This is a genomic window from Paenibacillus sp. Soil750 (assembly GCF_001428045.1).
GTDB classification, from domain to species: Bacteria; Bacillota; Bacilli; order Paenibacillales; family NBRC-103111; genus Paenibacillus_E; species Paenibacillus_E allorhizoplanae.
This window is the reverse complement of the sequence record NZ_LMSD01000009.1, coordinates 93619-118181: the sequence shown is the minus strand read 5'-3', so window position 1 is coordinate 118181 and position 24563 is coordinate 93619. Positions and strand designations below refer to the sequence as shown.

Below are 24563 nucleotides of genomic sequence, written 5' to 3'. Positions count from 1 at the left end.
AGATACACCTCCAACGTTGCTTGTTTAGGTTGTGGAGTCAGCTGTGGAGCTTCAAAAATGCAAAAGAGCATCCTTTTGACTCGAAGTAACTTAGCTAGCTGAAAATGCTTGCGAATAGGCAACAATTTCTGGAGGTTTGGCTCATTTTGGAGCTTTTTGGTCCAAAAGGTTGTATTTTTGCACTAATTCATCTTAATTCAGGCTACTTGCTTAAAATGTTTTTCACCGTTACAGCGCGGGGAACCGCGATTCGTGCGCTTATCGCCGCTGTAGCGTGTTTTTCACCGCTACAGTGCGGGAGGATGGTGGTTTGCAGCTTCTCGCCGCAGCCACAAATTCGCACAAAAAAAGGAGCTAAGCGCAAAACACGCTTAGCTCCTTTTCCACGCAACAGTGCCCACCTGCATTACCGCAAATACAAGCTAAGCGGCTGTAGCTTTAAATCCTTCAAGCCGGCATGAACCAGCTTCGCAACTTCAATCCCGCCCAACTGCTGGAAATGCGTGTTGTCTTCCACGCCATCCGGGAAATTCATGAACTCACCTGGCGCAAGCCACATGAATAATCGCTTCGTCCCCTCAGTCCCTAACGCTTCAAACAACGCCTTGCTGCTTGCCGCAAGATCGATTAAGGGCACTTCTTCCGCCGCAGCTAACTCGCGCATCGCAACCAGATAGTCGCCGTGCGTATCACGCAGCGTACCGTCTTCCTCGAAAAAACGTCGTTGCACAGACGTGATCAGAATCGGATATGCGCCTCGCTGCCGAGCGCCGTCGATATAGATTTTCAGCGTTTCCTTGTAGGTGGAAAATGGCTCCGTAAACCGCGCTTCATCCGGTTTCTGGTCATTATGACCGAATTGGATGAGCAAGTAATCGTGGGGCTTGATTTTGCTCCAAATGGTATCCAATACCCCTTCGCCTATAAAACTCAAGGAGCTCCGACCCGACAAAGCATAATTGGCTACTGCCGCATCTGCTTTGACGAATAGTGGAAGCATTTGTCCCCAGCCCGAGTACGGATACCCGTCTGTCGGCTGATCGGTCACGGTGGAGTCTCCTGCGAGAAACAGTGTACAAGCTGCAGGCACAGGCTCGATTTCCAACGCATTAATGCGCGGTGCTCTGCCCGTGAACGTAAGCTTTAGCTGTGAACCTGTCACCCATACGGAGAAGCTCGAACGGACAAAATGCCCCGCAGAAGTGCGTTGCTTATGAAGCACAAGTCTTCCTTCACCTGTAGTGATCGTCGTTTCCGTTTCAGCGATTTCATCACCTAACAGGATCGAAACGCGATAGGTCCCGTCAGGAACATCCACCAGAAACGAAGTATCCAACGGAATGCAGAAATCTCTGCGTAATGCGCTAGGCTCGTCTCGATCCTTGGCATGAACATTTTTCACATTACTAAATCCATATCCAACTGATTTCTCATACTCGGCTGCCGGAGTAATCTTGGTGTAACCTGACTCCGGGTTCCCGACCCCGAAATCAAACTTCAACACGTGTGTCATGGTAGATTTCCTTTCTCTTTACAACGGAATTTCGCCGCCAGGATATAAGGTTGAGCTGGACAAGCGTTTGGGTTGCGGTAACTGTACACCGGATAGTCCTTCTCGCAATGCAAGCGGCCTACTTGCATAAATGGCGGCTGTATCGTCATTATAAATGATTACTTGCTCTGTCCCACTACCACATACATCAGCATGTACAGCATATCCGTTTAGTGGAAATTCAACAACAACGTTCATTTCCCCATCATACAAAGATGGCCACACGCCACCGCCTCTGCGGTAAGCAAGGATTAAATCCGCGGAATTGAGCTCCCATCCGCGAAGTGGCTCGATAATCGTCAACCAACCATCCGTTTGGCGATCTTCCTTCCAGATCTCTTGACCTTCGCTGTCCAGCAAAAACAAGCCGTCCTTCCCTTTCAATCCCTTCCCATCATCCTCACGAACGAGTCGATCCAATCCTGCTATTTGCAACCCTGGCTTTTCGCTGCAGAACCTGCCCAAAGCGATATGCTGCGATTCAATCGAGCCTTCATAGCGCCATAATTCTTTCCCGAAGCGGTCATACATCACCGTAACACTTCCGCCAATCACAAGCTCGGGCTGTCCATCGCCATTCACATCTCCGACCCAGATACAGTCGGCATGATCCTCGAGATTCTTACAGCTCCACAGCTTCTGACCATCATGATCCAAGAGATCATAACCAGCCATGACCTCGTCTTTCCCATCGCCATCCAAATCATAGACCCATGGGAAATGTCCAGGATTGCCTTCATGTGTCCATAGTAGATTAAAATGACGATCGAGCGCCCACATCCTGTGGTAGCGATCTTTCAGGATAATGTCGCTGGCGTATTCCCCGCCAGTCAAATTCGCCACGATGATGCAATCATGGGCATGCTCATGCGGCAGCTCGTACGAAGATTTCACCTCGCCAGTCCCCCCGTTCAGGATGAGAAACCGCCCATCCATCACGCACAGCACTTCTAACTGACCATCGCCGTCGATGTCAGCGATTTGGGCAGGATAGTCGGACCCTGCACTTCCTGCTCCCGAATCTGGCTTGCCAGTCTGCCACAGCAGATTGCCCTCCAGATCATAGGCCGTCAGGCATTGCACCTGATGGGGAATATATCGAACATCCTGCCGGTTGTCAGGATGCACCAATAGCATCTCCATACGACCATCACCGTTCAGGTCGCCTAGGAGCATTTTACAGCGCGGACCAGCCGCACGAATGTCTATTTTGCCTGCCAGATAAGGCTCCTTACTCGTGTGTCCCACTGTTATTTCCTCCTCTAATTCGTCTATTGGGGTAGCCAATCTGATATTAGCTCAAGTGCGATAATCGTATTTAATGACCATTGTGCGGCCTCATTCGTATTCATCCAATCGACTTCTTGCAAAGTATCCACATGCGTGACGATGGAAGCTTCCTGCTGAAGATCAACCTTAGCGAATGCGCTTCCGAGCAAAATAGCCCAGCACTTCTCAGCTGTCTCATCGTCCCGCTTATAAAATGCACCATAAGCAGTGATCGCTGCACTCAGCACAGGATGCTCGAAATTTTTCGTGGATATCTGACCGTTGGTCAGCTTATCCTTCTGCTCTTGTGTTTGGTTGTAATACACGCCAAGCTCCGCCATCATGTCTTCCCATTCGGGGTCCTTCAACATACCAGCAAGCTCGAACCACACTTGCGGTCCTCCCATACATATGGCCAAATGCCTGCCCCAGTTATCGTCACCAAGTGGCGAGAGCACGCCTGTTTTCGGATCATATCCATAGGTAGGTCCAGAGATCAGCCCATAATTGGCATCCTTAATACAGTTAATACCTACCAAGATTTTGTCCCGATACGACGTATCTTCATAGCGCTCCCATCGTGTCATCCAATTCGAGCTGAAAGCCGCCCAATCCGGACCCACACGGATATGCGTTGGATGCTCATCCTTCGGAAAGTAAGCACGCATCGGATCCAAATTCACCGTGGTGAAATCCGAATCACGGACTTCATCCATGATATCCCCAATTCGCTCATCAGCGGTCAAATAATAGAAGTATCGATGTAAGCCCGCCATCCCAATGCGAGCTTCCTTGCAGCCGCAGCCCCAATGGACCACATTATGCCTAGAGCCAAGTCCCGCATATTCACCGAAATGGTACAGGTCCACTTCACTTGTGTGCCGAGTCATCGCTTCAGCCATCCGGAAGATATCCACTCGTCCCGTACGCAGAAACATCACCCATAGCCACATGTTGGGCGCAAGCTCTGTATTTTGCCAAGCACAGCCGCCTAAATCATAGTTCCATACATGCCGAACAGGATCATAACTATGCATGTAATCGCCGTAATCCCAGAATCCATACCACTTTCGTTGCTCAACTTCATCTTGATAAAAGGTAATAATACCATCCAGCCGATTCTCCAGCTGCGCTTTCACTTTATGACTGCGGTCTGGTAGGCTCCAATATCCAAAAGCACCTGACTTGTGATAATACGTAGGCTCACAAATAAGAAGGGAGGGATCTTGCGTCTCTTCCTGCATGTGCTGCAGAAACTCCATATCCGGCGTCTCACTCGTACACCACAGCATCAATTCACTCGTATTCGCTATGCCATAGGGCGTAGCACGCAATTCCTCGGCCCCTTCATAGGAGGATTCCACGTGTGTTTCTGTATCATAATGGCGAAGATCCATCGGTGTCCCGTCAGGAGACCATAACCAGATCGTAAACGAAGCCGCAGGTGTTGCTGTACCGTGTACCTCCAAGCTAGATGGATGCTTCTCCCAGAAATGACGCAACCCCACTGCTAAGCCGCCGCCTTCACCGCCGACATAGCCCAGACCGCCAGCGCGAGCGCCGTCTGTCACCTTGACCCAGCTGCAGCCAGCTTTCGTCCGCTTCCAAATGCGATAATGTTCGGATGAATCTTGTACGAGTTTGAAGCTATCCCATGTTGCCGAATCATCCAGCAGCCCAAGGAAATACGCATCCTCTGTCGGGTCAAATGTAGTCATCTCACCTGCCGTTTGTCGCTCAAATAACGCTCTATACTTCCCTTTTGTTCGACGGGTATGTAAGGTTTTGGGCGATTCGCTGAAATAGCCACGATCCCCTGCCAAACGGATATGCCGATTGTATTGGGCCCCTCTCATTGGCACCGTGAAACGAATGCCTAGGCCTTTAATGAAATCCTCATGAGGATTTCCATCATAATGAAACGTGTGCACGAGTTTAATCGTTTCCTGCCCCGCATACACATACATACGCAGTGTAAAAGGCAGCCACTCTCGCGTTCCCGTCGTCGAGCGAAGTCTGCCGTCAAGTTTAACGACAGCCCGAATCGGTCCATCTTGTTCAACAACAGCGCGTAAGACACGGCTCTCGAAAGTCTCTTCGCGACTTATCCGTACACCGGACGCCTCACTCAGTCCTTCTTTCAAACCGATCAACTCGCCACCGTTGCATATCTCGTTGCCCTCACGAACGATGCTGCGAAGCCATTGTTTCCCTTGCTTGCCTATCGTGCAAATCATGACGCCTGTGTCCAGCGAAATGACATCGTCGGTTTCGGTTACGATCATTCGGTGATCGGAATCGGGACCAATCCCTTTACGAATGGCAAACCCTTCTGTTGCTCCAGGTTGAACTGCCGCCGCATGCGCGGACCACTTCACGCTCCCATCCGGCCAGTAAGCCGTCGGCCAGCTTTGGACGGGTACGGCGTCTTGGCCGTCACTGGTTTCCAACCGTAATGACTCATCGCGTCCAAGCTCTCCCTCACGCCATGGAATTCCCCACGTTATCCCTACAGGTTTTGATGCCCCTTTGTTTAACCAACGCAGCTTAATTGCCGAATTCGAAGCCAAGCGATCATCTCCTTTTCACATGTAGCCCTATTGTAGAAAGCGGAGCTCTTGCGAACAAGGGGACATTATTGCTAAGCAGTGATTCAGCGGATTGCACTTTTTTGGCGAACTCATACATTATTGCTAGGATGTTCGACTGAGCTCACGATAGCGCGTTGGCGTCATGCCCTCCAGCTTTTTGAAAATCCGATTGAAATACGTATGTTGGTATCCGACCTGATCGGCGACATCGTTGATTCGCATTTCCGAATCTCTTAGCAGTTCTTTGGCTTTGTCCATGCGCAGTTCCGTCAAGTAATCGATAAAGTTTTTGCCGGTCACTTGCTTAAAGGATCTGCTAAGGAAAAATGGATTCGTCCCCGTATGCTCCGCACAATTATCAAGCGAAATATCCTGTCTGTAATTATTTTGCAAATAAATCATCGCTTGTTCGATAATCCGTTTCACTTGAGCGTCCGAACGACCTGACATCTCCCTCATGAAAGGACTTAGCACTTTATCCTGAAACCACGCAAGAATTCTCGTAGACTCTCGAATCTGGGAAAGCTGTTCATATAAGTTCGCGCCCTTGAAGAGGCGATTCGGATTAATCCCGGACACCATGATGGCGTGCTGAACATTGCCAAGCAAATGCAACATCCCTTGCTGAACCTCAATTTCTTTGGCACCTTTACAGGTTAAAACCTCCAGGAAAGACACCAACAGTTCACTTGCTTCCCCTTCTTTTCCTGTCCGTAAGGCTTGAATGAGCTCCCGCTCCTGTGTAAATGGATATTGCAACTCCATGTCTTCATCTCCTGCAAAATTGTCATGCTCCATATCGATAATCTGATTCACATTCTCGAAGTAACGATAGCTAACTGCTTGCTTCGCTCGTTCAAATGCGATTGGCACATCTGAAATCAGTGATATCGGTCGGCTGATCGCCAAGGTCATGCGCATTTTCAAAATACGGTTAATCGACTGCTTCAAATCATCACTAAAAGCTTGGGTGGCTTCCGTATAAGATTGATCCTCAGGCAGGATGAGAAGAATACCCGCTGTTAAATCGTGAAAGTTAAGGGTATGACGCTGTTCAAAATACTGAGCCGCCAGCTCATCAATCATATTCACGGCTGCAAAAGTAACAAGTCCCTCTTCACCTAGCCGGAAGTTCCCCTCCATGCTCGTCATCCCAATCAACTGGACATAGAGGACAACGAATTGCTTATCCTTCACGTCCCATTTAAAACGTTCCATCCGATGGCGTAAATCGTCCTCTGAATACGCATTCAAATATCCTTGCAGCAGTTGGTGCAGAAAGCTGTCCTTGAGGTGGGGAAGCTGTTCTGTCAACTTCGTGTTCAGCTCTAGACTCTCGTTATGCAAATTCATCCACTTCGACTCCAGCAATGTGAATTCATCCGCATGCTCATGGTGAGTCGCGCTTCCCCCCAGCATTGCAACAAGCCTTTTGACAGGTAAATAAATGCGACGTGAAGCCAGCCATGCAAGAATAGCCGCGAGCAGCAATACCGCAAGACTTACCGTGATAATCAACTTGGAAATAAAGACTACCGGTGATGTAATACTCGAAATCGGCGAGGCGGATACATAGGTCCAATCTTCTGCAATTCTGGCCAAGCTACCGTACGATACCGTGTATGTAGAGCCTTTCCAATCCATAAAAAAGGAACCTTTATTGCCTTTTAGTGAGTCAATTTTGTCACGAAGAGCGCTTACAAATGGAGATGACGACGTGTTCCCGTTTGCTGAAACGAACAGTTCTCCAGCGTTCTGAATCAGAAATGTCTCCCCGCCATCATAAGGCGTCAGCGTATTGAGCATATTGGCCACCTTCTGACTATCAAAACGGAAAACTAAGACCCCGAACGGTTTCAAACTTCCACCGGGAACTTGATGAACGAGCGTTAAATCTTTGTTATCAGGACGATTCGCATCAAATGACCATTGCGTCCAGTAGGTCGTATTTTGACCCTGGATGAGAGGTTCATACCTAGAAGCTGTCGCTGCTGTACGATTATCGATCTTCATATATTCAGGGTTGAATAGAACAGAGCTTGTTCCACCCACATAAAGTTCTGCATGTTTCACCATCGCATTAGATCCCTGCATCGCGACCAGCGTTCTGGTAATATCCTGAGTCCGTTCGAAATTTCTTACAAAATCAAACCCATTTAAACTATAGTCAAATTTATTATCAAACGCCCAGTGGGATAGCAACAGCTCCAGATTGCCTAACTGGTCATCGATATTTTGCGACCTTTGTTCGATTTGCCGATAATGTAGTTGAAGCAGCTCACTTTCCACGCGCCCACCTGCCATCCAATATACGAGGACTCCCATCACTAGCCCAGGAATACCCGAGACGATGAAGATCGTAATCAGACTCTTTTTGTAAAAGCGACCTTGTCCACCAATCGTTTTGCTTAAACTACTTGCCAGACCTTGTTTCAATGCTCGGAACATGCTCTCACCAACCGTTCGAAAGTTTAGTTTGGAGCGAAGACTTCAACTTAGAGCGTATACCGGATGGCAGTCGGATGGAAGTTAATTTCCAGAGGAAATACATTACTTTTCCGACTTTTTGTGTTTAAAATGCAGTGGTGAAGGAGATCAAGTTTCTCCACGCTTATGTGGTAAAAAAAGACAGCTCCCCAACTGTCAGGGAGCTGCTGCATATCGTTGCGGAACGATAGTCCGCTATTCATCACTTATATCGAGAAATTTTTCATCAATGGCATTATAAATGAAATAACACCCATGCCCATTTTCATGAAACTGCCGATGTTGCCAAATATGCCGCCTGCCCCACCTGTACTTCCAGCTGCCCCTTGACCAAGTCCGCCGAGCAAGCCCCCAAGTCCGCCTGACGAACCTCCTCCTCCAAGCAAGCCACCGAGCCCCCCGCCACCTAACATCCCAAGCATGCTGCCTAATCCACCTAAACTGCCTAGACTAGAGATTTGTGCTTTGGATTTGCTTTTCTTGCGGGTAAGTTTTTTATTTGCCTTGAAGCCTTGAAGAATGACTTGATTGGCCTCAATGTCTTCCAAAATACCGTAGTAGACAGATCCATCTTTAAGCCCTATACAAACCGGTGTTCCTAAATGAGCTCTCGCTTGTGCAGCCATTGTGGACGAAGCTCTGGCAACTGATTTTTGTAAGACATGACCGCGTTTTTGTTTACTTTTGGACTGATATTGAGGTTTCATGCAGCTCACGCATCCTTTAAAAGTAGTTATTCTTGTCATCTTATGTTCAGCAGACAAGTTTGGACTAAGCTTTTAAGTACTTATTTAATAAAGACCAGCCTTTCACACTATTCCTAGTGGTAGACTGGTCTTTGTTTTTTAGAAAAGGAAAGAGCACCCTGTCGGGTGCCCTCGCTCATTGCTTTCACAAATACTAATTTACTTCTTCGCAGCAGCATACAAGTCGTTCATTTCTTTCACCAAATCATCTCCGCCTGATTTCTTCCAAGTTTCAAAAGCAGCCTTCAGAGCCGCTTCGTCACTTTGGCCGACGATAAATTTAATACGCGCGTCGTTGATGATGTTATCCAGCTGTTGACCTTTTTGTGAGTACACTGTGGAGATGAATGGCTCAACTGGATTGGCCACGATGTTCGCTTCTGCTTCTTTTTGAATCTTCGTCGTTTGCAAGCGAAGCGGTGTTTGCTTCACTTTCAAGCCGCGATCTTCCGGTATAAATGGCAGCATTTGGTTCAAACCTTCGACTTCGGACTCGAGAAGAGCTGTATCCTTACTCACAACAAGCGCGTCGCCATCCTTCGTATAATGCTTGCCTTCAATACCATAGCCAGCTAACGTTTGAAGATCCGGCTCATTCATTTGATCTAAGAATTTCAGCACACGTTTCAGTTCATCTTCCGTCTTCACGGTGGATTTCGAAACAGCTAGAATACCAGCAAATCCGGAGGTAGGTAGTGCTTTCAAACCATTTTTGCCTGTGACGCCAATCATATTATCTACATAATGAATGTTAGGATTGTCTTTGCCATCCTTGGCAAGCGCAGCATGAATTTTATCATCCATACGCGCGGCATTATCGGTTACGTCTACGATGACCCCTGCTTGATTGTTGGCAATTGGATCGTTCCACTTCGCTGAATCAAACACAGCAAAATCCTGATTAATTAACTTCTCATCATATAGTTTCTTCATAAATTTAAGGGCTTCCAGATATTCGGCGGTTTGATGCTCAGGTACGAGCTTCCCGTCTACAACGCCCCATTTGTTCGGTGCTCCGAACCAGAGTTTCATAATATCAAAGCCGCTTGCCCATTGCCCCGTCCATTTGACCAATACCATGCCGTATGTGTCGTCTTTGCCGTTTTTGTCAGGATCTTTTTCTTTAAACGCCTTGAGCATATTGTAGAAATCATCAATGGTTTTCGGCGGTTGCATACCAACAGCTTCCAACCAATCTTTGCGATAGTTAATCCCATTTCGACCCAAAGCACGACCACGGTAAATACCGTAGTTTTTACCATCGACCGACGAGTTGTTCATAATGACTTGGTTCGCTTTACTGAGGTTCGGATAATCCTTTAAATATTTTCCGATATCCCAGAAAGCACCTGATTTGGCCGCGTTTACAAAGCTTGGATTCTTCACATCACCAACATAAATGATCTGAGGCAGCTTGCCTGAAGCCAATGTAATATTAAATTTATCTGTGTAGGAAGCGTTCGGGACCCACTCCAGATGAATATTGGTGTTCGTTTTCTTCTCAATTTCAGTCGTAACAGGACCATCATCCTTTGGGAAATTCGTTTTGAAGATCGGAAGCATGATGCTTAGGTCCAGTGGAGCTAGATTCTCTGGCGCTTTGGTCTGTGTAGCTGCTTGTGTGGTTGAGGCGGATGCTGCAGGTGTAGCTGTTCCCTTTTTGTCACTGCTGCAACCAACAATTGTTGTCATGACAGCTGTTCCTACAGTTGCTACGGTAACCCATTTCTTCGCATTTTTCTTCATCTAAACATGCCTCCTCTAAGTTATGGACTTGCCTCTATCGTAATCCGTTACCCCTTGACCGAGCCGATCAAGACCCCTTTGGCAAAATGTTTTTGCAGGAACGGATAGACAAGTAAAATTGGAATGGTGCCTACGACGATAACAGCCATCTTGATGGATTGCTCAGGCGGTTTCACGAAATTCGGATCCATGGCATTGATATCACCAGCTGCAGCCTGAGACAGTAAAACAATCTGTCTGAGCATAACTTGCAGCGGCCATTTGGCGGGATCGTTGATGTAAAGTAAAGCTGAGAAGAAGTTGTTCCAATGACCTACCGCATAAAATAAGGTGAATGTGGCCAATACGGGCATTGATAGGGGCAGCACGATCCGCCACAAAAGGCCAAGCTCTGTGCAGCCATCAATCTTCGCGGCTTCCTCCAATTCGGGAGGGATCTCTTGGAAGAAATTTTTGACAATAATCAAGTTAAAAGCACTAATCGCTCCTGGAATCATTAAGGCCCAGTAGGTGTCCAACATGTGCAATTCACGTACAACCAAGAAGGTCGGAATTAAGCCTCCACCAAACAGCATGGAGAAAATAATCAGATTCAGCACGGTATTTCGTCCCATTAGCCCACGCTTCGATAAGGCATACGCCATCGTAACGGTGAAGAACAAGTTCACAAAGGTACCAAGAACCATCACGTACAGCGATACCCCAATACTTTTCAAAATCGTATCCGTTGAGAAAATAAAGCGATAAGCTGCTAAGGTAAACGTCTCTGGTATGAGGAACACGGAACGTTGTGTCAGTTCTGCATCCGAAGCGAACGACCCTGCTATGACATATAGAAATGGTAGAATGGCAACGATCCCTATAACGCCAAGTACAACATAATTCGTTACATCGAAGATGGTTCCGGGAACGCTCTTATATTGCTTTGCCAAAACCCCTCTCCTCCTTTACCTATCATATTCGTATTAATAAATGCCGGATTGTCCGAACCTCTTCGCTGTCCAGTTCGCACCGAGTACCAAGATAACGCCAATAACCGCTTTAAACAATCCAACAGCTGTACTATAACTAAATGCCCCTTGCGTAATCCCCATCATATAGACGTAGGTATCAAATACTTCAGCTACTTCCCTGTTCAATGGATTCAGCATGAGGAAAATTTGTTCAAATCCATTGTCCAACACATCCCCCATACGCAAAATGAGGAGAATGACGATCGTACTACGAATCGACGGTAGTGTAATATGCCACAGCTGTCTCCAGCGGTTAGCGCCATCCACGATGGATGCTTCGTATTGTTCCACATCGACTCCCGCAAGCGCTGCAAGGAAGATAATCGTGCCAAACCCGCATTCCTTCCAAATCGTTTGCATAATAATCATCGGCCGGAACCATTCTGGACTAGCTAAAAAGTCAATTTTGTGCCCCACATATTTCTGCAATAGCTCATTAACCAATCCGTCTTGTGTCGTCAGGAAAACATAAGTTAAGCTGGCCACGATGACTAATGATATGAAATGCGGCACATAAATTAATGTCTGAATAGTTCGTTTGTACATATTGACTTTGATTTCATTTAATAGGAGTGCAAGCACAATCGGTGCCGGAAAGTAAAACACCAAATTATATAACGAAAGCAACAGCGTATTGCGGAGGAGCATAACAAACTCTGGATTTTGAAAAAACACACGAAAATGCTCCAAACCAACCCAGTCACTTTTCCAAAAGCCTAGAAAAGGCTGATAATTCTTAAAGGCAAGCAGCACACCCCACATGGGTACATATTTAAAAATAATGAAATACAATAAGCCTGGTGTTAGCAATGCGTAGATCCATTTATCCTTGCGCAACCTTGCCCAGACCTGTGATCTGCGAAGCCCTTTCGCCTCGCTCACCTGAACCAGCTTTCTGTTGCTAGGAGCAGCTGCCTGCTTCATCCTTTTCACCTCCATGTCATGATCGCCTTGTGAGCGTTTGTAGCCCTATTATGCATCTCCTGTGATTTACCGCCTATCAGACATTCTTGTAAGCCCTTCCAAATGATTAAATTCGTGTTGTATCAAGAAAGTGCAAACCCGTCAAAACAGTTGAAACTTCCTAATTTACCCAGCAAGAATGTGTTATTGCCCCTGAGTAAAATAGCACTTATAGTAGAAACTAACTTTCTGATGAAAAGGATGGATGATGGTAATGGGTAAAAAGCTATATCATGGTGCTGCCTGGTATCCTGAACTTTGGGATCAATCGGTCATTGAACAAGATATCGTTCTTATGAAGCAAGCAGGTATGAATGTCGTGCGAATCGGCGAATTCGCCTGGTCTAATATGGAGCCAACGGAGGGGCATATTGACCTTGGATTTTTTGTGCAAATGGTTAACCTCCTCCATCAAAATGGGATAGATACTGTGATGTGTACACCGACTCCGACTCCGCCAATTTGGTTCACGCACGGTCATCCGGAACGGATGTATGTGAATGAGCAGCTGCAAGTTATGGGACATGGGTCGCGTCAGCATGCTTGTACGAATCATCCTTATTTTCGTGAAAAAGCCGCCATTATCACCGAGCATATTGCAAGGGCTATTGGACGCTTGCCAGGTCTGATCGGTTGGCAGATTGATAATGAATTCAAAGCGCATGTATCCGAATGTATGTGTGGAACCTGTCTTGTACAATGGCATGAATGGCTTGAAGCACGTTACGAAACTGTTGAGAAATTGAATGAAGCGTGGGGCACACAAATTTGGAGCGAATACTATCATAGCTTCGAGCAAGTACCGCAACCTGGTCCTGTGCCGTTCTTGCATAACTCTTCTCTCAGTACGATGTACCAGCTATTTTCAATGGAGAAGATTGCGGAGTTCTCAGATGAACAAGCGGCGATGATCCGCCAATTCTCGGACGCGCCGATCACGCATAATAGCAGCGTCGCTTTCAGTGTAGATAATGAGCGTTTATTCCGCGAATTGGATTTTGCGTCGTTCGATACGTATGCAACCTACGATCATCCAGCGAACTACTTATTAAATAACGACTTGTGGCGGAACTTTAAGCGCGGTCGAGATTACTGGATCATGGAAACGAGTCCCTCCCATGCGGCCTCCCTTGCAAGCTACGCAAAGCCGCATCCTAACGGCTATCTCAAAGCTGAAGCTGTTGCTGCTTATGCACTTGGAGCAGAAGCCTTCTGTTATTGGCTCTGGAGACAGCAGCGAGCAGGCTGCGAGCAGCCACACGGCTCTGTTATCAGCACTTGGGGCAAACCTACGGTTGGCTTCCCTAACGTATTAGAAGTCGAGCAGGCTAGAAAAGAAATTGAAGCCACAATCGTAGCGACTCGACCTACTCAAGCTGAAGTTGCGATGACGTATTCGGATCGCTCCAAAGCGTTTCTGAAAACAGAACCGCATCAAAAACTGAATCATCGCGGACTTGTAACCAGTTTCTACGAACGGATACTCCATCTTGGACTTCACAGGGATATCGTGCCAGAAGGTGCCGAGCTGACCGGGTACAAGCTGCTGTTTACGCCATTCCTCCCTTATATCTCATCAGATCTGATGAAGCGTGCTTCTGCATTCGTTGCGGAAGGCGGTGTATGGGTAGTCGGCCCTCTCTCCGGCGGACGCACCGAAGAACACACGATGCACACAAATGCTGCCCTCGGTGAATTGGAGCACCTAGCAGGTGTGGAAACAGTCTACACCTTCCCTATGGACGGCAGCGGATCCATCGGCAGCGCCTTTGGTGTCGCTGCCCCGCTATCACTTTGGAGCTCCGTCTTTGAACCGAAGGAAGCTGTCGCCGTTGGAACCGTCGAATCGGGGCTGACACCGGGGCTGGCCTTCATTACCGAGCGCACCTATGGCAAAGGTAAGATCGTCATGCTTGGCTCTATGCCGACCGGCGAGGAAGGTGAGCAATTGTTGAACAAGCTCATCCTGCGGTATGCGGATGATGCTGGTGTAACACTACGTACCGATGTAACAGCAGGTACGATTGTTGCTCCGCGACATGGCGATGGTCGCGAAGTCTGGGTCGTGGTTAACATGGACGGTGCAGGCGGCAGCGTGACTCTCCCACGTGATGGCGTCGACCCGATCACGGGAACCGTCTACCGCAAGGGGCAGCTAACACTTGGCCGGTATGAACACAAACTAATTCAATTCACAGCTAGGTAACAAAGGCACTTCAGAGGTTATGTTTATGCAAATTTGATGGGTCCATGGGTATAAGCACTGACAAGCAGCGTGCACCTCACATACGCTGTCTAAAAGAGGTGTACTCCCTATGCCCACGTATAAAAGCAGTTCAATCAAGAGCAAATGGCGTAAAACCAAATGGTTGCTTCAACAACCTCAATTACGTCACTATGTCCCTCGAACGTTGCTTTTTACGAAAAATAATTTGAATAGGATGTTGGATGATTATAAAACAGTCTTTTTCAAACCTACAGATGGTTCCGGTGGTTCCAATATTATCCGTATCAAACGGAAGACAACAGGCTTCCAAACTCAATTGAATCGTACAAAAAACTTCTATACCACGCTGAATGAATTGCATAGCAAATTGTCCAAACATGCGGGTAAGCGTTCCTATTTACTCCAGAAAGGGATTAAGCTCGCCCATACGAAAGGCCGACCTTTCGATATTCGCGTCATGGTGCAGAAAACGAATCAAGGTGAATGGGTGAGCACTGGCCTCTTCGCCAAAATCGGCAGACAAGGAAAAGTAGCTACGAATTATAATCAAGGCGGATCTATCGGTTATTTCAAACCCACCATGCTCGGAGCAGGCTATTCCACACCTGATACTCAAGAACGGGAAGCGCAATTGAAGCAGTTAGGCGTGTCGGTCGGGAATACTTTTGATGATCATAATCGAGGATTCCGAGAACTGGGTCTCGATGTCGCGATTGATTCCAAAGGAAGACCGTGGATTCTAGAAGTGAATACGCGACCTCAGTTCTATCCATTGAAGAACATGTCTAATCGTAAGCTGTATCGGCGCATGGTGGACATTGGAAAACAGTATGGGCGTAAGAAGTAGATGATTGGTTTCATCATACAAACTAACTGATATATGAGAAATAGATGGAAATCCTCCATCTATTTCTTCGTCTTTTCGCCATTTCATGGAAATAACAGGAAAACCTCCAGTTAATCTTGGCGTTTCTGTGCGTTTCGCAGAGAATGACCGAAATTAACTGGAGGTTTTCCATTTAAACTTAATTTTTACTCTCTAACAACCGTTCCCAAAACTATTTTTCTTCGAATTCAGTACCTCAGCCAGGAACGTCAAGGTTAACCCTTGCCCCCAACCTTGAATGCGTTTGTCTGGCACGCCTTTGTATCCTTCTGCATTTTTCATGACAGCCGTTCCCGCGGAAACACCAGTTACTGTGCCTTCCTCGGTAATTCGCGCTAAAATGCCGTCGATCGACTTCTGTGTATATTTGTTATACAGTCTGCCTCGCGTAAGTAAAGCAGTGGCAATACCGGCTGATCCGGAAGTTTCCAGCGGAGCTGTTGGATCATCAAGAATAGTGTGCCACAGACCTGACTCATCTTGCAATCGAACAAGTGCGCTTAGTTGATCACGCAATGAACCATCAATAATCATGAACGAAGGATGCGTAACTTCTACGAGATGAAGTGCGCGCGCCATCGTGAGAGCAGCCCAGGAGTTCCCGCGTGCCCAGAACATAGCGGACATATTATTTTGAGCGATATTGTCCCATCCATGGTAGTACAGGTTGGTTTTCGCATCTTGCAGGACGTTCTCATGTCCATGATATTGCTTCAAGCCAAGCTCGAAATAGTCATCATTATTCAGCAATGTTCCAACACGAAGTAGGAAGTAACCAGCCATAAACATCGTATCAACCCAAGCTTGTTCTGGAAAGTTATACGTTTCGGAATTAACCGTATGCTGGAGAATGTCGTCCCCAAACCGCTCCGCTTGTGTCGCTAGGAATTCCGCCATTTCCTTCACAGTGTCTAAATATTTTTCTTCCTTTGTCACGTCATATAGGGTAAGAAGGGAATGCCCGATGGACACCGCATTGACCGAAAGCTTCGGCAAGCCATCCTCCATATTTTCATCCACCCAAGCCTTCAGCCTAGTTAGATACGATTCATTCCCTGTTGCCGCATAGGCTTCACAAACCCCATAAAATGCGACACCACCTGGCCAATCCCATCCGAAGTCCATTCGAAACGTGCGATCTACCACACGATCGATGGCTGAAATGATATCATTTTCCTCAAATACTAATTTCGGCATGTCTATAAGTTCTCCTCTCATCCTCTATCCTTTCAAGCCGCTTGTGCTAATTCCTTCAACAATGTACCGTTGGAAAATGAAGAACACGACAACAATCGGTACCAGTGATGCGGATGCCATTGCGAACATGCCCCCCCAGTTATTCACTGACTCTCCATCTAAGAAAAGTTTCAAGGCCAGAGACACAGGGTACATACTCGGCTTATTTAAGTAAAGCAGCGGGTTTATGAAATCTTCCCAGCGCCAGTAGAAGGAGAAGATCGTTGATGTAATGAGCGCCGGAACGATAAGTGGAACCAAAATCCGGAAAAAGATGCTGTATTTGCTGCAACCGTCCATTTTAGCCGCTTCATCAAGCTCAATGGGAATTGTCCGAATGAACTGCATAATCAGGAAGATAAAGAATGGAATTGCGAAGAACTGCGGCATGATGATCGGCTTAAAGGATCCAATCCATTCTAACTTCGCAAACAATACGTATTGCGGAATAATTGTAACATCGTGCGGCAGCATCATAGTAAGCATCATACAACCGAACCAGAAGTTTCTTCCGAAAAATGGGATACGGCCAAACGCATAAGCAACGAGGGCTGAACTGACCACCGCGCCGATCGTAGACAGGATCACGATATAGAACGAGTTCATGAAAAAGCGACCGAATGAATTACCTGCGAAGCCTCTCCAGCCTGTTTGAAAGTTCTCCCAAGCAATCTTGCTCGGAATCAAGCTGTATGCAGTTGAGAAAATTTCACTGTTTGGCTTCAGCGAGCTAGCAAGCAACCAAATGATAGGGTACATCATCACAAGCGAGCATAGGACTAAAAGGAGATGATAGCCAACGCGTTTGTAGTTATTCGAATGTGCCATGTTATTTCTCTCCTTTGTTTTCGTAGTAAACCCAGTATTTCGAAGTTTGGAAAATAACGAGTGCTATGATACCGACAAGTATGAGCATGACCCACGCCATTGCGGAAGCATAACCCATTTCGTAGAATTGGAATGCTCTGCGATACAAATACAAAGAATAAAGTAATGTATTGTCTAGCGGTCCACCTTCGCCGCGTGAGATGATATAGGCTGGCGTAAAGGTCATGAACGCAGAGATGGTTTGCATAATTAGATTAAACAGGATAATTGGGCTAAGCAACGGAAGTGTAATCTTGAAGAACTGGCGAATTTTATTCGCGCCGTCTACACTCGCCGCTTCATAATAAGAAGCTGGAATGTTTTTGAGACCGGCAAGGAAGATGAGCATGGAAGAACCGAACTGCCAGACGGACAAAGCAATCAGTGTCCATAGCGCCGTCGACGGGTTCCCGATCCAGGACGTATCTGTGTGGATCCCAATAACACCTAGTGCGGAATTGACCAAGCCTTTATCTCCGAACACTTGCGTCCACATGATGGAAACAGCCACGCTGCCCCCGATTAAGGAAGGCAAGTAAAACGAGGAGCGGTATACGCCGATACCTGAGACAGCTTTATTAAGTAGTACCGCTACCATCAAAGCGAATGCGAGTCGAAGTGGTACACTGGCGAACACGTACGTAAAAGTTACACTGACGGATTTCCAATACTTATCGTCCGCGGTAAACATTTTTTCATAGTTGTCAAAACCGATAAAATTCGGTGCATCAAACAAGTTGTAATCCGTAAACGAATAAAAAAGTGATGAAATGATCGGATACAGTGTGAAGATGAGAAACCCCAGAATGAAAGGGGAAGCAAATATGTACCCCACCAGGTTATCGTTATAACGCAGCTTGTTCATTGGTGATCAACCCCTAACCTTGATTTATGAAGCGGAAGCCTCGCTTCCTCTCTTCTCTACCTTTATTATAAAAGAGTTGATTCGCTGCCAGAAGGCAAAAAACCGTTCTGTTTGTATAAATAACAGAGTGATAATAGCGGTTTCATGGTCCTATTGGAAGGTCATTTCTATCGTGGGGCGCGGCAGGCTCGGGTGTTACGTAGGCTTCTACTTTCGATTGATCACTAAAGCTGACGATCTCGACTGAACGATGAAAAAGCCTCCGCACGATAATCATGCGGAGGCTTCAGTCCAAGCTTATTTTTTGTTTTTAGCCAAGATTGCGTTCGCGTCCTTACGGAATTTCGCTGCGCCTTCTTCAACTGTTAACTTTTTGTACATGATTTGTTCAGCCGTATCTTTAAGCAATTTTTCTACTTCAACGGAGCCAATTGGGCTTGGCGGATCCATTGGAGAAGCGTTTTTCTCTGCCCAAGCTACGTACTCAAATACTTTCTTTTGTTCCGGCGTCAATAGCGGCATCAAAGCTTCTTTAACTTTGGAGGAAACCGGTACACCACGCTCGCCCATGATGATTTTGTTCGCATCGATATCATTGATCAAGAAGTCAACGAATTTGGCTGCTTCTTCTTTATTCTTAGAGCTTTTGGACACAGACCAGAACATACTTGGTTTCAAGAATAATGCTTTGTTTTGACCCCAGCTTGGTGTTTTCATGATATCCAGCGAACGCTTCGCAGCTGTATTGAAGCCAATAAACTGGTTAGACCAAGCGAATGTTGCAGCCGCATTGCCTAGTACCATTTCATCGTCTTCCGCCGTTCCTTTTTTCTGCGCTAACTTATCTAGCGGCAGCAAGTAACCGGAGTCATACCATTTTTTGTACATCGTGTAGTAGTCAACAAAAGCTTTATCATCGGAATAGCCAAGACTTGCGCCATCTGCCGCGTATAGCTTTTGACCAACGCTTCTCAGATAGAACGGGAAGTACACATCATGACGAAGATCACCGGCGAGCAGCTTACCTTTGGCTTTCAGCGTCGCGCCGATTGCATCCAAGTCACCAAATGTCAAATCTTCCTTAATCGTAATCCCATTGTCTTTCAACATTTGCGGATCGAACGTACCGCCTAGGGCATTGGATCCTGCGTTCATAGCAACCAGTTTACCGTCAATTTTACCACCGGAAATACTGTTTTCTGCAATGTCTTTCACATTCAGCACACCGCTTGTTGTAAATGGTGTCAAATCTTCCAATTGCCCTCTAGTGCCATATTGTGTAAGGTAGGAAACGTCCATTTGAAAGACATCTGGCAATCCGTTAGCTGCAGCTTGTGGTGCAAGCTTCTTCCAATAGTCGTCGAATGCGGCATACTCCGATTCGATTTTCACATTCGGATGCTTTTGCTGATACAATTCAATTACTTTCAATGTATAGTCATGGCGTGCTTGTCCGCCCCACCAAGAAACGCGCAAAGTAACTGGATCTGCTTTGGCACCCGTCGTTGGTGCTGAACTTGCTGCTGGGCTTGTGCCTGTGCTCGGTGTACTTGTTGATCCGCTAGAACCACTTGTTCCGCAACCTGCAAGTAGTAGTGCGGCTGAGATTACTGTAAACATGACTTTTTTCATCTGTCATTTCCTCCCCAAAGTTGTAATCGTTTTCTTTCTACTCGTATTATGCCGCTGGAAGGAGCAAACGTTAATCCAAAATACAGACCTATTTGTTTAAAATGCAGAGGTGTCTGTCGATTTCATGTATTCCGATGGGGTTGAACCTCGATATTTTTTGAATACTTGACTAAAGTATTGTGGATTGTCTCCGAAACCAAGACGTTCAGCGAGTTCGAAAATTTTGATATCCGCATCCTCGGCGATCAACTCGGTGGCGCGATTTATTCTAGCTTTCATGACATAATTGGAAAATTTCTCGCCAGTTTCCTTCTTGAATAGTTTCCCGAGATAGTCTGCATTCATATACAGCATTTCATGCGCTACCCAGTTCAAACTGAGCTCTGAGTTTCCTAGCTGAGAAGTGATTACATCAATAACCTTTTGAACAATTGCACTGTGCTTCACTTTGTTAAGTCCATAAAATCGTTCCGTCATGGTAATAACAACATTCTCCATAAACGTTTGAATCGTTTGCAGTGTGTTCATTTCAACAATTAAGGGAATTTGGGTGAAATAATGATTCATTTCTTCTGGTGCGCACTGTCGAACTAGTGATACAAATTGCTGAATGACATATGATTTTGTTACATCAATATCAAGCTGAGCTTCTTTTAAGCCCCCAATAAAAGAACGTAAAGCTGCTTCCGCTTCCTCACGATGACCGGATCTCACCGACATATTGAGACGTTCCTCATCCCAACCCAGCTCCTTCGGCGAAGCTTCTTGGGAGCCTTCGGTATCCTTGCGGGTAATGAGACTGCCCTCTCCCAAATAAAAGCGATAATTCAACAAATGAAGACATTGCCTATACAGCGTTCTAGCTTGTGTTATGTGGCTAGGTTCACTTAGTGCGATCGTGACATCCCTTTTATAATAACTTTGAAAAGTATCTCGAATATGATAGATCCGCTCATGAAGCTGATCGATGTGATCTGATTCTTCCAGTAGAATTAAGACATGATTCCCAATGGTCGTACTAAGGAGAGGACTAACTAGAATTTCCTGAGCAATATTCTTGATGGCGAACAATAGTTCAAACTCAAATCCCTCTTCCAGCTGAAACAAGAGAAGTCGAATTTGGTAATCAAAGTCAAGCTTAAATAAGCTTCGGAAATAGTCCCAATCCACTTTACCATACGTCTTATTCGTCACAAACTCCTTGAGGAATTGTTCTTTCACATGCGGCATCACTTTCTCAAGCTCCGCCTTCATATTCCGAACGAACGACTCTTTACTTGTCTCCTGTTCTAGCTCTGCTACGATTTCCTTCAGCGCTTCCCCGATCTTCCCTTCATTCGTTGGCTTGAGTAAATAATGCTTAACGCCATACTGCATCGCTCTGCTCGCATAGTCAAATTCACCAAAACCCGATAGCAGCACGAAGCGAATATGCGGATACGCCTCATGCACACGCGCCACCAGCTCAAGCCCATCCATCCCAGGCATACGAATATCACTTATGATAATATCAGGCGCCTGTCTCTGTATAATTTCAAAAGCTTCTACACCATTACGCGCAGTCCCCATAAGTTCCGTTTGTAAGGAAGACCAATCCACCATACGTGAGATGCCATCCAGGATAATACGCTCATCATCAACTAACAATACGTTATACATTCCTTATTCCTCCTGTCCTTTAGGTAAACTTAAAATGATAGAAGCTCCCTGTTTGGCTGACTCATCCACTCGAATTCCGTACGCTTCGCCAAAAGCAAGCTTAATCCGATCATCAATATTCAGGAGTCCGATACCTTTCCCCTTCGTCGTCACTTCACCACTACGCAGTCTTTCAATAAGTCCATTGGGGATTCCTGGTCCCGTATCATCAACAGCAAGGAAGATGCCATCTTCTGTACTCCAGCCTCGAATTGTAATCTCACAAGGTTCAATGATTGACTCTAGCGCATAATGAATAGCATTCTCCATTAGCGGCTGGAGGGTCAGCTTGGGAATAGCCCGACTCATTAATTCTTCAGGCACATCCAACCTAAACACCAATCGTTCTTCGAATCGAATTTTCTGAATCGTCACATAGCTGCGAACGATATCTATTTCCTCACCGAGTGTAATGATGGGTTCCTTTAAATCGACAGAGTGGCGAAGTAAATAAGCCAGCGCTTCCACCATCTCGGAGATTTTGGATTGTCGATTTACTTTGGCCATCCAATTAATCGATTCTAACGTGTTGTACAGAAAATGCGGGTTTATTTGGGACTGCAGTGCTTTAAATTCCGTTTCTTTAATCAGAAGTCGATTCGCATAATTCTCCTGAATTAACGTATTGATCCGTTCAATCATGAATCGGAAGCTTCGCTGTAAGAGCCCAATTTCATTCATGGCTACCTGCCCGCCTGGCGGAAATAAATTCGCCTCTTCGAAGTTCCCTTTCTCCGCCAGCTTCATCCGCACCATCAGTTCGTCGATCGGCCTAGTTAAACTGTACGAGAATCGTATGCCTAACAAGATCACGACTACGAATATCGCAATAAAGACGAAAACAACCATTTCCTTGATGAAGATGATACGATCAAAGATTTGATTAAATGGCGTGATGTTCAAGTAAGTCCAACTTGTATTCAGTGACTGGATTTGGGCAATGAAATATTCTTCGCCGTTAATCTTCTGAATTTCATAACCTTTACTAGCATTCACAGGCTTCGTAATTCGACCCAAATCAAAGGAAGGTTCACTAGGAAAGATCACATGCTCATCGGAAACAATCATAACATCGCCATCTTCAGGCGCGATATCACGTACAAGCTTCTCAATATTGATTCGAATGACAAGCGTCCCTAAATAGTCCAAATCAAAGTTCGTTTTGTGAAAGGAGCGAATTTCCCGCGTTGCAATCAAGGCAGAATCATTGCTGTCCGGGTATATCCAACGATTTTCCCCATTGCCTTCCGCAGCCACATTCAAGATGTGCCTTTTCCGTTCAGCGTCCATTCTTAGAATGTTGCCGCCCTCATGCTCATTTCCTTTGGCATCCATAATTTGAATGGAATATAAATAGGGTTCTTCTCCGGAATAGCTGATAAGTCGATCTACCAAGTATTGACTAATGATGAGTCGATCATAATCGGAAGGATTTTTTTTGAGTGAAGTCAACCATTCTTGAACTTGCTCTTCGGCCAGAATCCGATAAGAGAGCTGTTGCAATCGCTTAAGCTCCGTTTCGATCGCGGTAGACGATAAATTGAGCACGCGTGAAGATTTATCATAAATTTGCCCATCGTAGATCGAAAACACATATTGCTGGATCAAAATTGTAAATGCCAAAGATACCGCGATAATCATCGTGATCAAAATCGACAACTTATTTTTGATCTTCATATGCCGATACATATCAAGGACTGAACGTAATCCCATAATTGGCCGACTCCCTATTTCGTTTTATCATCGATTATGGCATTCTGAAAGATAATGGTCAACGTTCAACTGTCAAAAATCAATAGTGAAATAGACCGCATCCCTTGGATACCAAGGAAACACGGTCTTATTATTAATTGTGGAGCATTACCCCCGATAACTGCGTGGTGAGACCCCCATATACGTCGTAAATGCCCGTGTGAAGGCATATAATTCGGAATACCCCAACGAATAGGCGATTTCTGTTACCGATAACGACGTGGTTTTGAGCAGTTCGGCGCCCTTCTCCAAACGCTTGGTGGCTAAGTAACGCTGTGGTGAAGTGCCATACTTCTTCAGGAATGCAGCATACACATGTGACCGATGGTAGCCAAAATGGTGGGCGGCATCCTCGACACGTATATGCTCTGTATAGTGCAAATCGAAGAAATCCTTCACCTGTGCGAGCCAATTTTCTTTCGCATTGGAGGCTGAACGGTTCGCTTGCAGGTTCATTTTATAAAAAAGATCACTGAGTGTCCGCTGCTCGAGAAACATATTTTTCTTCGCCCCCGAAATGACACCTATCACGCTTCGCAGTGCTTCTCCAACTTCGTTATTCACCATGTCATGTAACCAATACTTATGTGGCGTTAGGCCAAACTCCGCTGTTAATAACGGCAATTGATTGCCTTCCATAGCTAACCAAATCATTTTCAACGGCGGAGTACTGTCTTCCGTTTGCATCGTTTCGTACACATAAGGACGTCCGGGAAATAAGCAAAATAAATCCCCTTCGCTTAATTCAACTGTATGGTCAAGTGAAGTCACCCTTACTTTGCCTTGCATTATCCAATGAAAGCTCGTCTGCTCAATCACTTTGGGTCCTATGTGATACGTGGACTTGGCGATATTCTGCCCCGCCCGTACAATCCAACAGCCGCTTGTTGTTTGAAAGGGGTGGGAAATAGCGAACCAAACATCGGCGAATTCCATCTCATATTCTTGCATCTCTTGCCTCCTATACGCCCATGTTACTCAATACCTAATTTTACAAAGAAGTAGACATAATGACAACTTCCTAACATTCTAT

The 24563-nt window shown here is 46.0% G+C and carries 18 protein-coding genes; 2 read left to right on the top strand and 16 right to left on the bottom strand.

The features are described 5' to 3' along the window. Nucleotides 1–202: 202 nt before the first annotated feature. The 9 genes from ASL11_RS36360 to ASL11_RS10055 form a co-directional block, all read right to left on the bottom strand. Nucleotides 203–391 carry a hypothetical protein gene (locus ASL11_RS36360; protein ID WP_157256876.1) on the bottom strand — a complete coding sequence of 63 codons (189 nt, stop codon included), beginning with the start codon at nucleotides 389–391 and terminating at the stop codon, nucleotides 203–205. Between the two features lie 15 nt (nucleotides 392–406). Continuing rightward, nucleotides 407–1513 (bottom strand): rhamnogalacturonan acetylesterase, encoded by a 1107-nt coding sequence (locus ASL11_RS10090; RefSeq protein WP_082595359.1) that lies wholly within the window; start codon nucleotides 1511–1513, stop codon nucleotides 407–409. Nucleotides 1514–1531: 18 nt separating this feature from the next. Continuing rightward, nucleotides 1532–2728, bottom strand: coding sequence for an FG-GAP-like repeat-containing protein (locus ASL11_RS10085; RefSeq protein ID WP_157256879.1), 1197 nt, complete (start codon nucleotides 2726–2728; stop codon nucleotides 1532–1534). A gap of 95 nt (nucleotides 2729–2823) precedes the next feature. Beyond that, a complete protein-coding gene (locus tag ASL11_RS10080) occupies nucleotides 2824–5391 on the bottom strand; it encodes an exo-rhamnogalacturonan lyase family protein (protein ID WP_056613101.1) in 2568 nt (855 codons plus the stop codon). 123 nt (nucleotides 5392–5514) lie between these two features. Further along, the gene (locus ASL11_RS10075; RefSeq protein WP_056613099.1) at nucleotides 5515–7860 is read right to left on the bottom strand and encodes a helix-turn-helix domain-containing protein; all 2346 of its coding nucleotides are present in this window, start codon (nucleotides 7858–7860) and stop codon (nucleotides 5515–5517) included. Nucleotides 7861–8105: 245 nt separating this feature from the next. Beyond that, on the bottom strand, nucleotides 8106–8606 hold the full coding sequence (locus ASL11_RS10070; RefSeq protein ID WP_056613097.1) for a hypothetical protein: 501 nt from the start codon (nucleotides 8604–8606) through the stop codon (nucleotides 8106–8108). Between the two features lie 198 nt (nucleotides 8607–8804). Continuing rightward, nucleotides 8805–10391, bottom strand: a complete 1587-nt coding sequence (locus ASL11_RS10065; protein ID WP_056613096.1) for an extracellular solute-binding protein — start codon at nucleotides 10389–10391, stop codon at nucleotides 8805–8807. Nucleotides 10392–10438: 47 nt separating this feature from the next. Continuing rightward, entirely contained in the window at nucleotides 10439–11323 is an 885-nt protein-coding gene (locus tag ASL11_RS10060; protein WP_056613094.1) for a carbohydrate ABC transporter permease, read from the bottom strand. Between the two features lie 33 nt (nucleotides 11324–11356). Then, a complete protein-coding gene (locus ASL11_RS10055; RefSeq protein WP_056613092.1) occupies nucleotides 11357–12328 on the bottom strand; it encodes an ABC transporter permease in 972 nt (323 codons plus the stop codon). 253 nt (nucleotides 12329–12581) lie between these two features. Between ASL11_RS10055 and ASL11_RS10050 the strand changes: the two genes are divergently transcribed. Together ASL11_RS10050 and ASL11_RS10045 are read left to right on the top strand one after the other, a co-directional pair. After that, nucleotides 12582–14573, top strand: a complete 1992-nt coding sequence (locus ASL11_RS10050; protein ID WP_056613090.1) for a beta-galactosidase — start codon at nucleotides 12582–12584, stop codon at nucleotides 14571–14573. Between the two features lie 109 nt (nucleotides 14574–14682). Then, nucleotides 14683–15441 (top strand): YheC/YheD family protein, encoded by a 759-nt coding sequence (locus ASL11_RS10045; RefSeq protein ID WP_056613088.1) that lies wholly within the window; start codon nucleotides 14683–14685, stop codon nucleotides 15439–15441. Between the two features lie 192 nt (nucleotides 15442–15633). Here the strand turns inward: ASL11_RS10045 and ASL11_RS10040 are convergent, their stop codons facing one another. The 7 genes from ASL11_RS10040 to ASL11_RS10010 all read right to left on the bottom strand — a co-directional run bounded on the left by ASL11_RS10040 (nucleotide 15634) and on the right by ASL11_RS10010 (nucleotide 24481). Further along, on the bottom strand, nucleotides 15634–16677 hold the full coding sequence (locus ASL11_RS10040) for a glycoside hydrolase family 88/105 protein (RefSeq protein WP_056613086.1): 1044 nt from the start codon (nucleotides 16675–16677) through the stop codon (nucleotides 15634–15636). A 24-nt stretch (nucleotides 16678–16701) separates the two neighbouring features. Beyond that, nucleotides 16702–17478: a carbohydrate ABC transporter permease gene (locus ASL11_RS10035; protein ID WP_420851928.1), complete on the bottom strand. Its 777-nt coding sequence runs from the start codon at nucleotides 17476–17478 to the stop codon at nucleotides 16702–16704. A gap of 67 nt (nucleotides 17479–17545) precedes the next feature. After that, a complete protein-coding gene (locus ASL11_RS10030) occupies nucleotides 17546–18448 on the bottom strand; it encodes a carbohydrate ABC transporter permease (RefSeq protein ID WP_056613083.1) in 903 nt (300 codons plus the stop codon). Nucleotides 18449–18745: 297 nt separating this feature from the next. Next, nucleotides 18746–20080 carry an ABC transporter substrate-binding protein gene (locus ASL11_RS10025; RefSeq protein ID WP_056613082.1) on the bottom strand — a complete coding sequence of 445 codons (1335 nt, stop codon included), beginning with the start codon at nucleotides 20078–20080 and terminating at the stop codon, nucleotides 18746–18748. A gap of 96 nt (nucleotides 20081–20176) precedes the next feature. Further along, on the bottom strand, nucleotides 20177–21739 hold the full coding sequence (locus ASL11_RS10020; protein WP_056613080.1) for a response regulator transcription factor: 1563 nt from the start codon (nucleotides 21737–21739) through the stop codon (nucleotides 20177–20179). A gap of 3 nt (nucleotides 21740–21742) precedes the next feature. Beyond that, entirely contained in the window at nucleotides 21743–23491 is a 1749-nt protein-coding gene (locus ASL11_RS10015) for a sensor histidine kinase (protein ID WP_056613078.1), read from the bottom strand. 147 nt (nucleotides 23492–23638) lie between these two features. Beyond that, the gene (locus ASL11_RS10010) at nucleotides 23639–24481 is read right to left on the bottom strand and encodes an AraC family transcriptional regulator (protein ID WP_056613076.1); all 843 of its coding nucleotides are present in this window, start codon (nucleotides 24479–24481) and stop codon (nucleotides 23639–23641) included. Between the last annotated feature and the right edge of the window lie 82 nt (nucleotides 24482–24563).

What these genes read in the sequence shown, in the direction of transcription:
- ASL11_RS10090 (WP_082595359.1), bottom strand. Translation starts at nt 1,513, where the DNA reads ATGACACACGTGTTGAAGTTTGATTTCGGGGTCGGGAACCCGGAGTCA.
- ASL11_RS10085 (WP_157256879.1), bottom strand. Translation starts at nt 2,728, where the DNA reads ATGCTCCTAGGCGACCTGAACGGTGATGGTCGTATGGAGATGCTATTG.
- ASL11_RS10075 (WP_056613099.1), bottom strand. Translation starts at nt 7,860, where the DNA reads ATGTTCCGAGCATTGAAACAAGGTCTGGCAAGTAGTTTAAGCAAAACG.
- ASL11_RS10070 (WP_056613097.1), bottom strand. Translation starts at nt 8,606, where the DNA reads ATGAAACCTCAATATCAGTCCAAAAGTAAACAAAAACGCGGTCATGTC.
- ASL11_RS10065 (WP_056613096.1), bottom strand. Translation starts at nt 10,391, where the DNA reads ATGAAGAAAAATGCGAAGAAATGGGTTACCGTAGCAACTGTAGGAACA.
- ASL11_RS10055 (WP_056613092.1), bottom strand. Translation starts at nt 12,328, where the DNA reads ATGAAGCAGGCAGCTGCTCCTAGCAACAGAAAGCTGGTTCAGGTGAGC.
- ASL11_RS10050 (WP_056613090.1), top strand. Translation starts at nt 12,582, where the DNA reads ATGGGTAAAAAGCTATATCATGGTGCTGCCTGGTATCCTGAACTTTGG.
- ASL11_RS10045 (WP_056613088.1), top strand. Translation starts at nt 14,683, where the DNA reads ATGCCCACGTATAAAAGCAGTTCAATCAAGAGCAAATGGCGTAAAACC.
- ASL11_RS10040 (WP_056613086.1), bottom strand. Translation starts at nt 16,677, where the DNA reads ATGCCGAAATTAGTATTTGAGGAAAATGATATCATTTCAGCCATCGAT.
- ASL11_RS10035 (WP_420851928.1), bottom strand. Translation starts at nt 17,478, where the DNA reads ATGATGTACCCTATCATTTGGTTGCTTGCTAGCTCGCTGAAGCCAAAC.
- ASL11_RS10030 (WP_056613083.1), bottom strand. Translation starts at nt 18,448, where the DNA reads ATGAACAAGCTGCGTTATAACGATAACCTGGTGGGGTACATATTTGCT.
- ASL11_RS10025 (WP_056613082.1), bottom strand. Translation starts at nt 20,080, where the DNA reads ATGAAAAAAGTCATGTTTACAGTAATCTCAGCCGCACTACTACTTGCA.
- ASL11_RS10020 (WP_056613080.1), bottom strand. Translation starts at nt 21,739, where the DNA reads ATGTATAACGTATTGTTAGTTGATGATGAGCGTATTATCCTGGATGGC.
- ASL11_RS10015 (WP_056613078.1), bottom strand. Translation starts at nt 23,491, where the DNA reads ATGGGATTACGTTCAGTCCTTGATATGTATCGGCATATGAAGATCAAA.
- ASL11_RS10010 (WP_056613076.1), bottom strand. Translation starts at nt 24,481, where the DNA reads ATGCAAGAATATGAGATGGAATTCGCCGATGTTTGGTTCGCTATTTCC.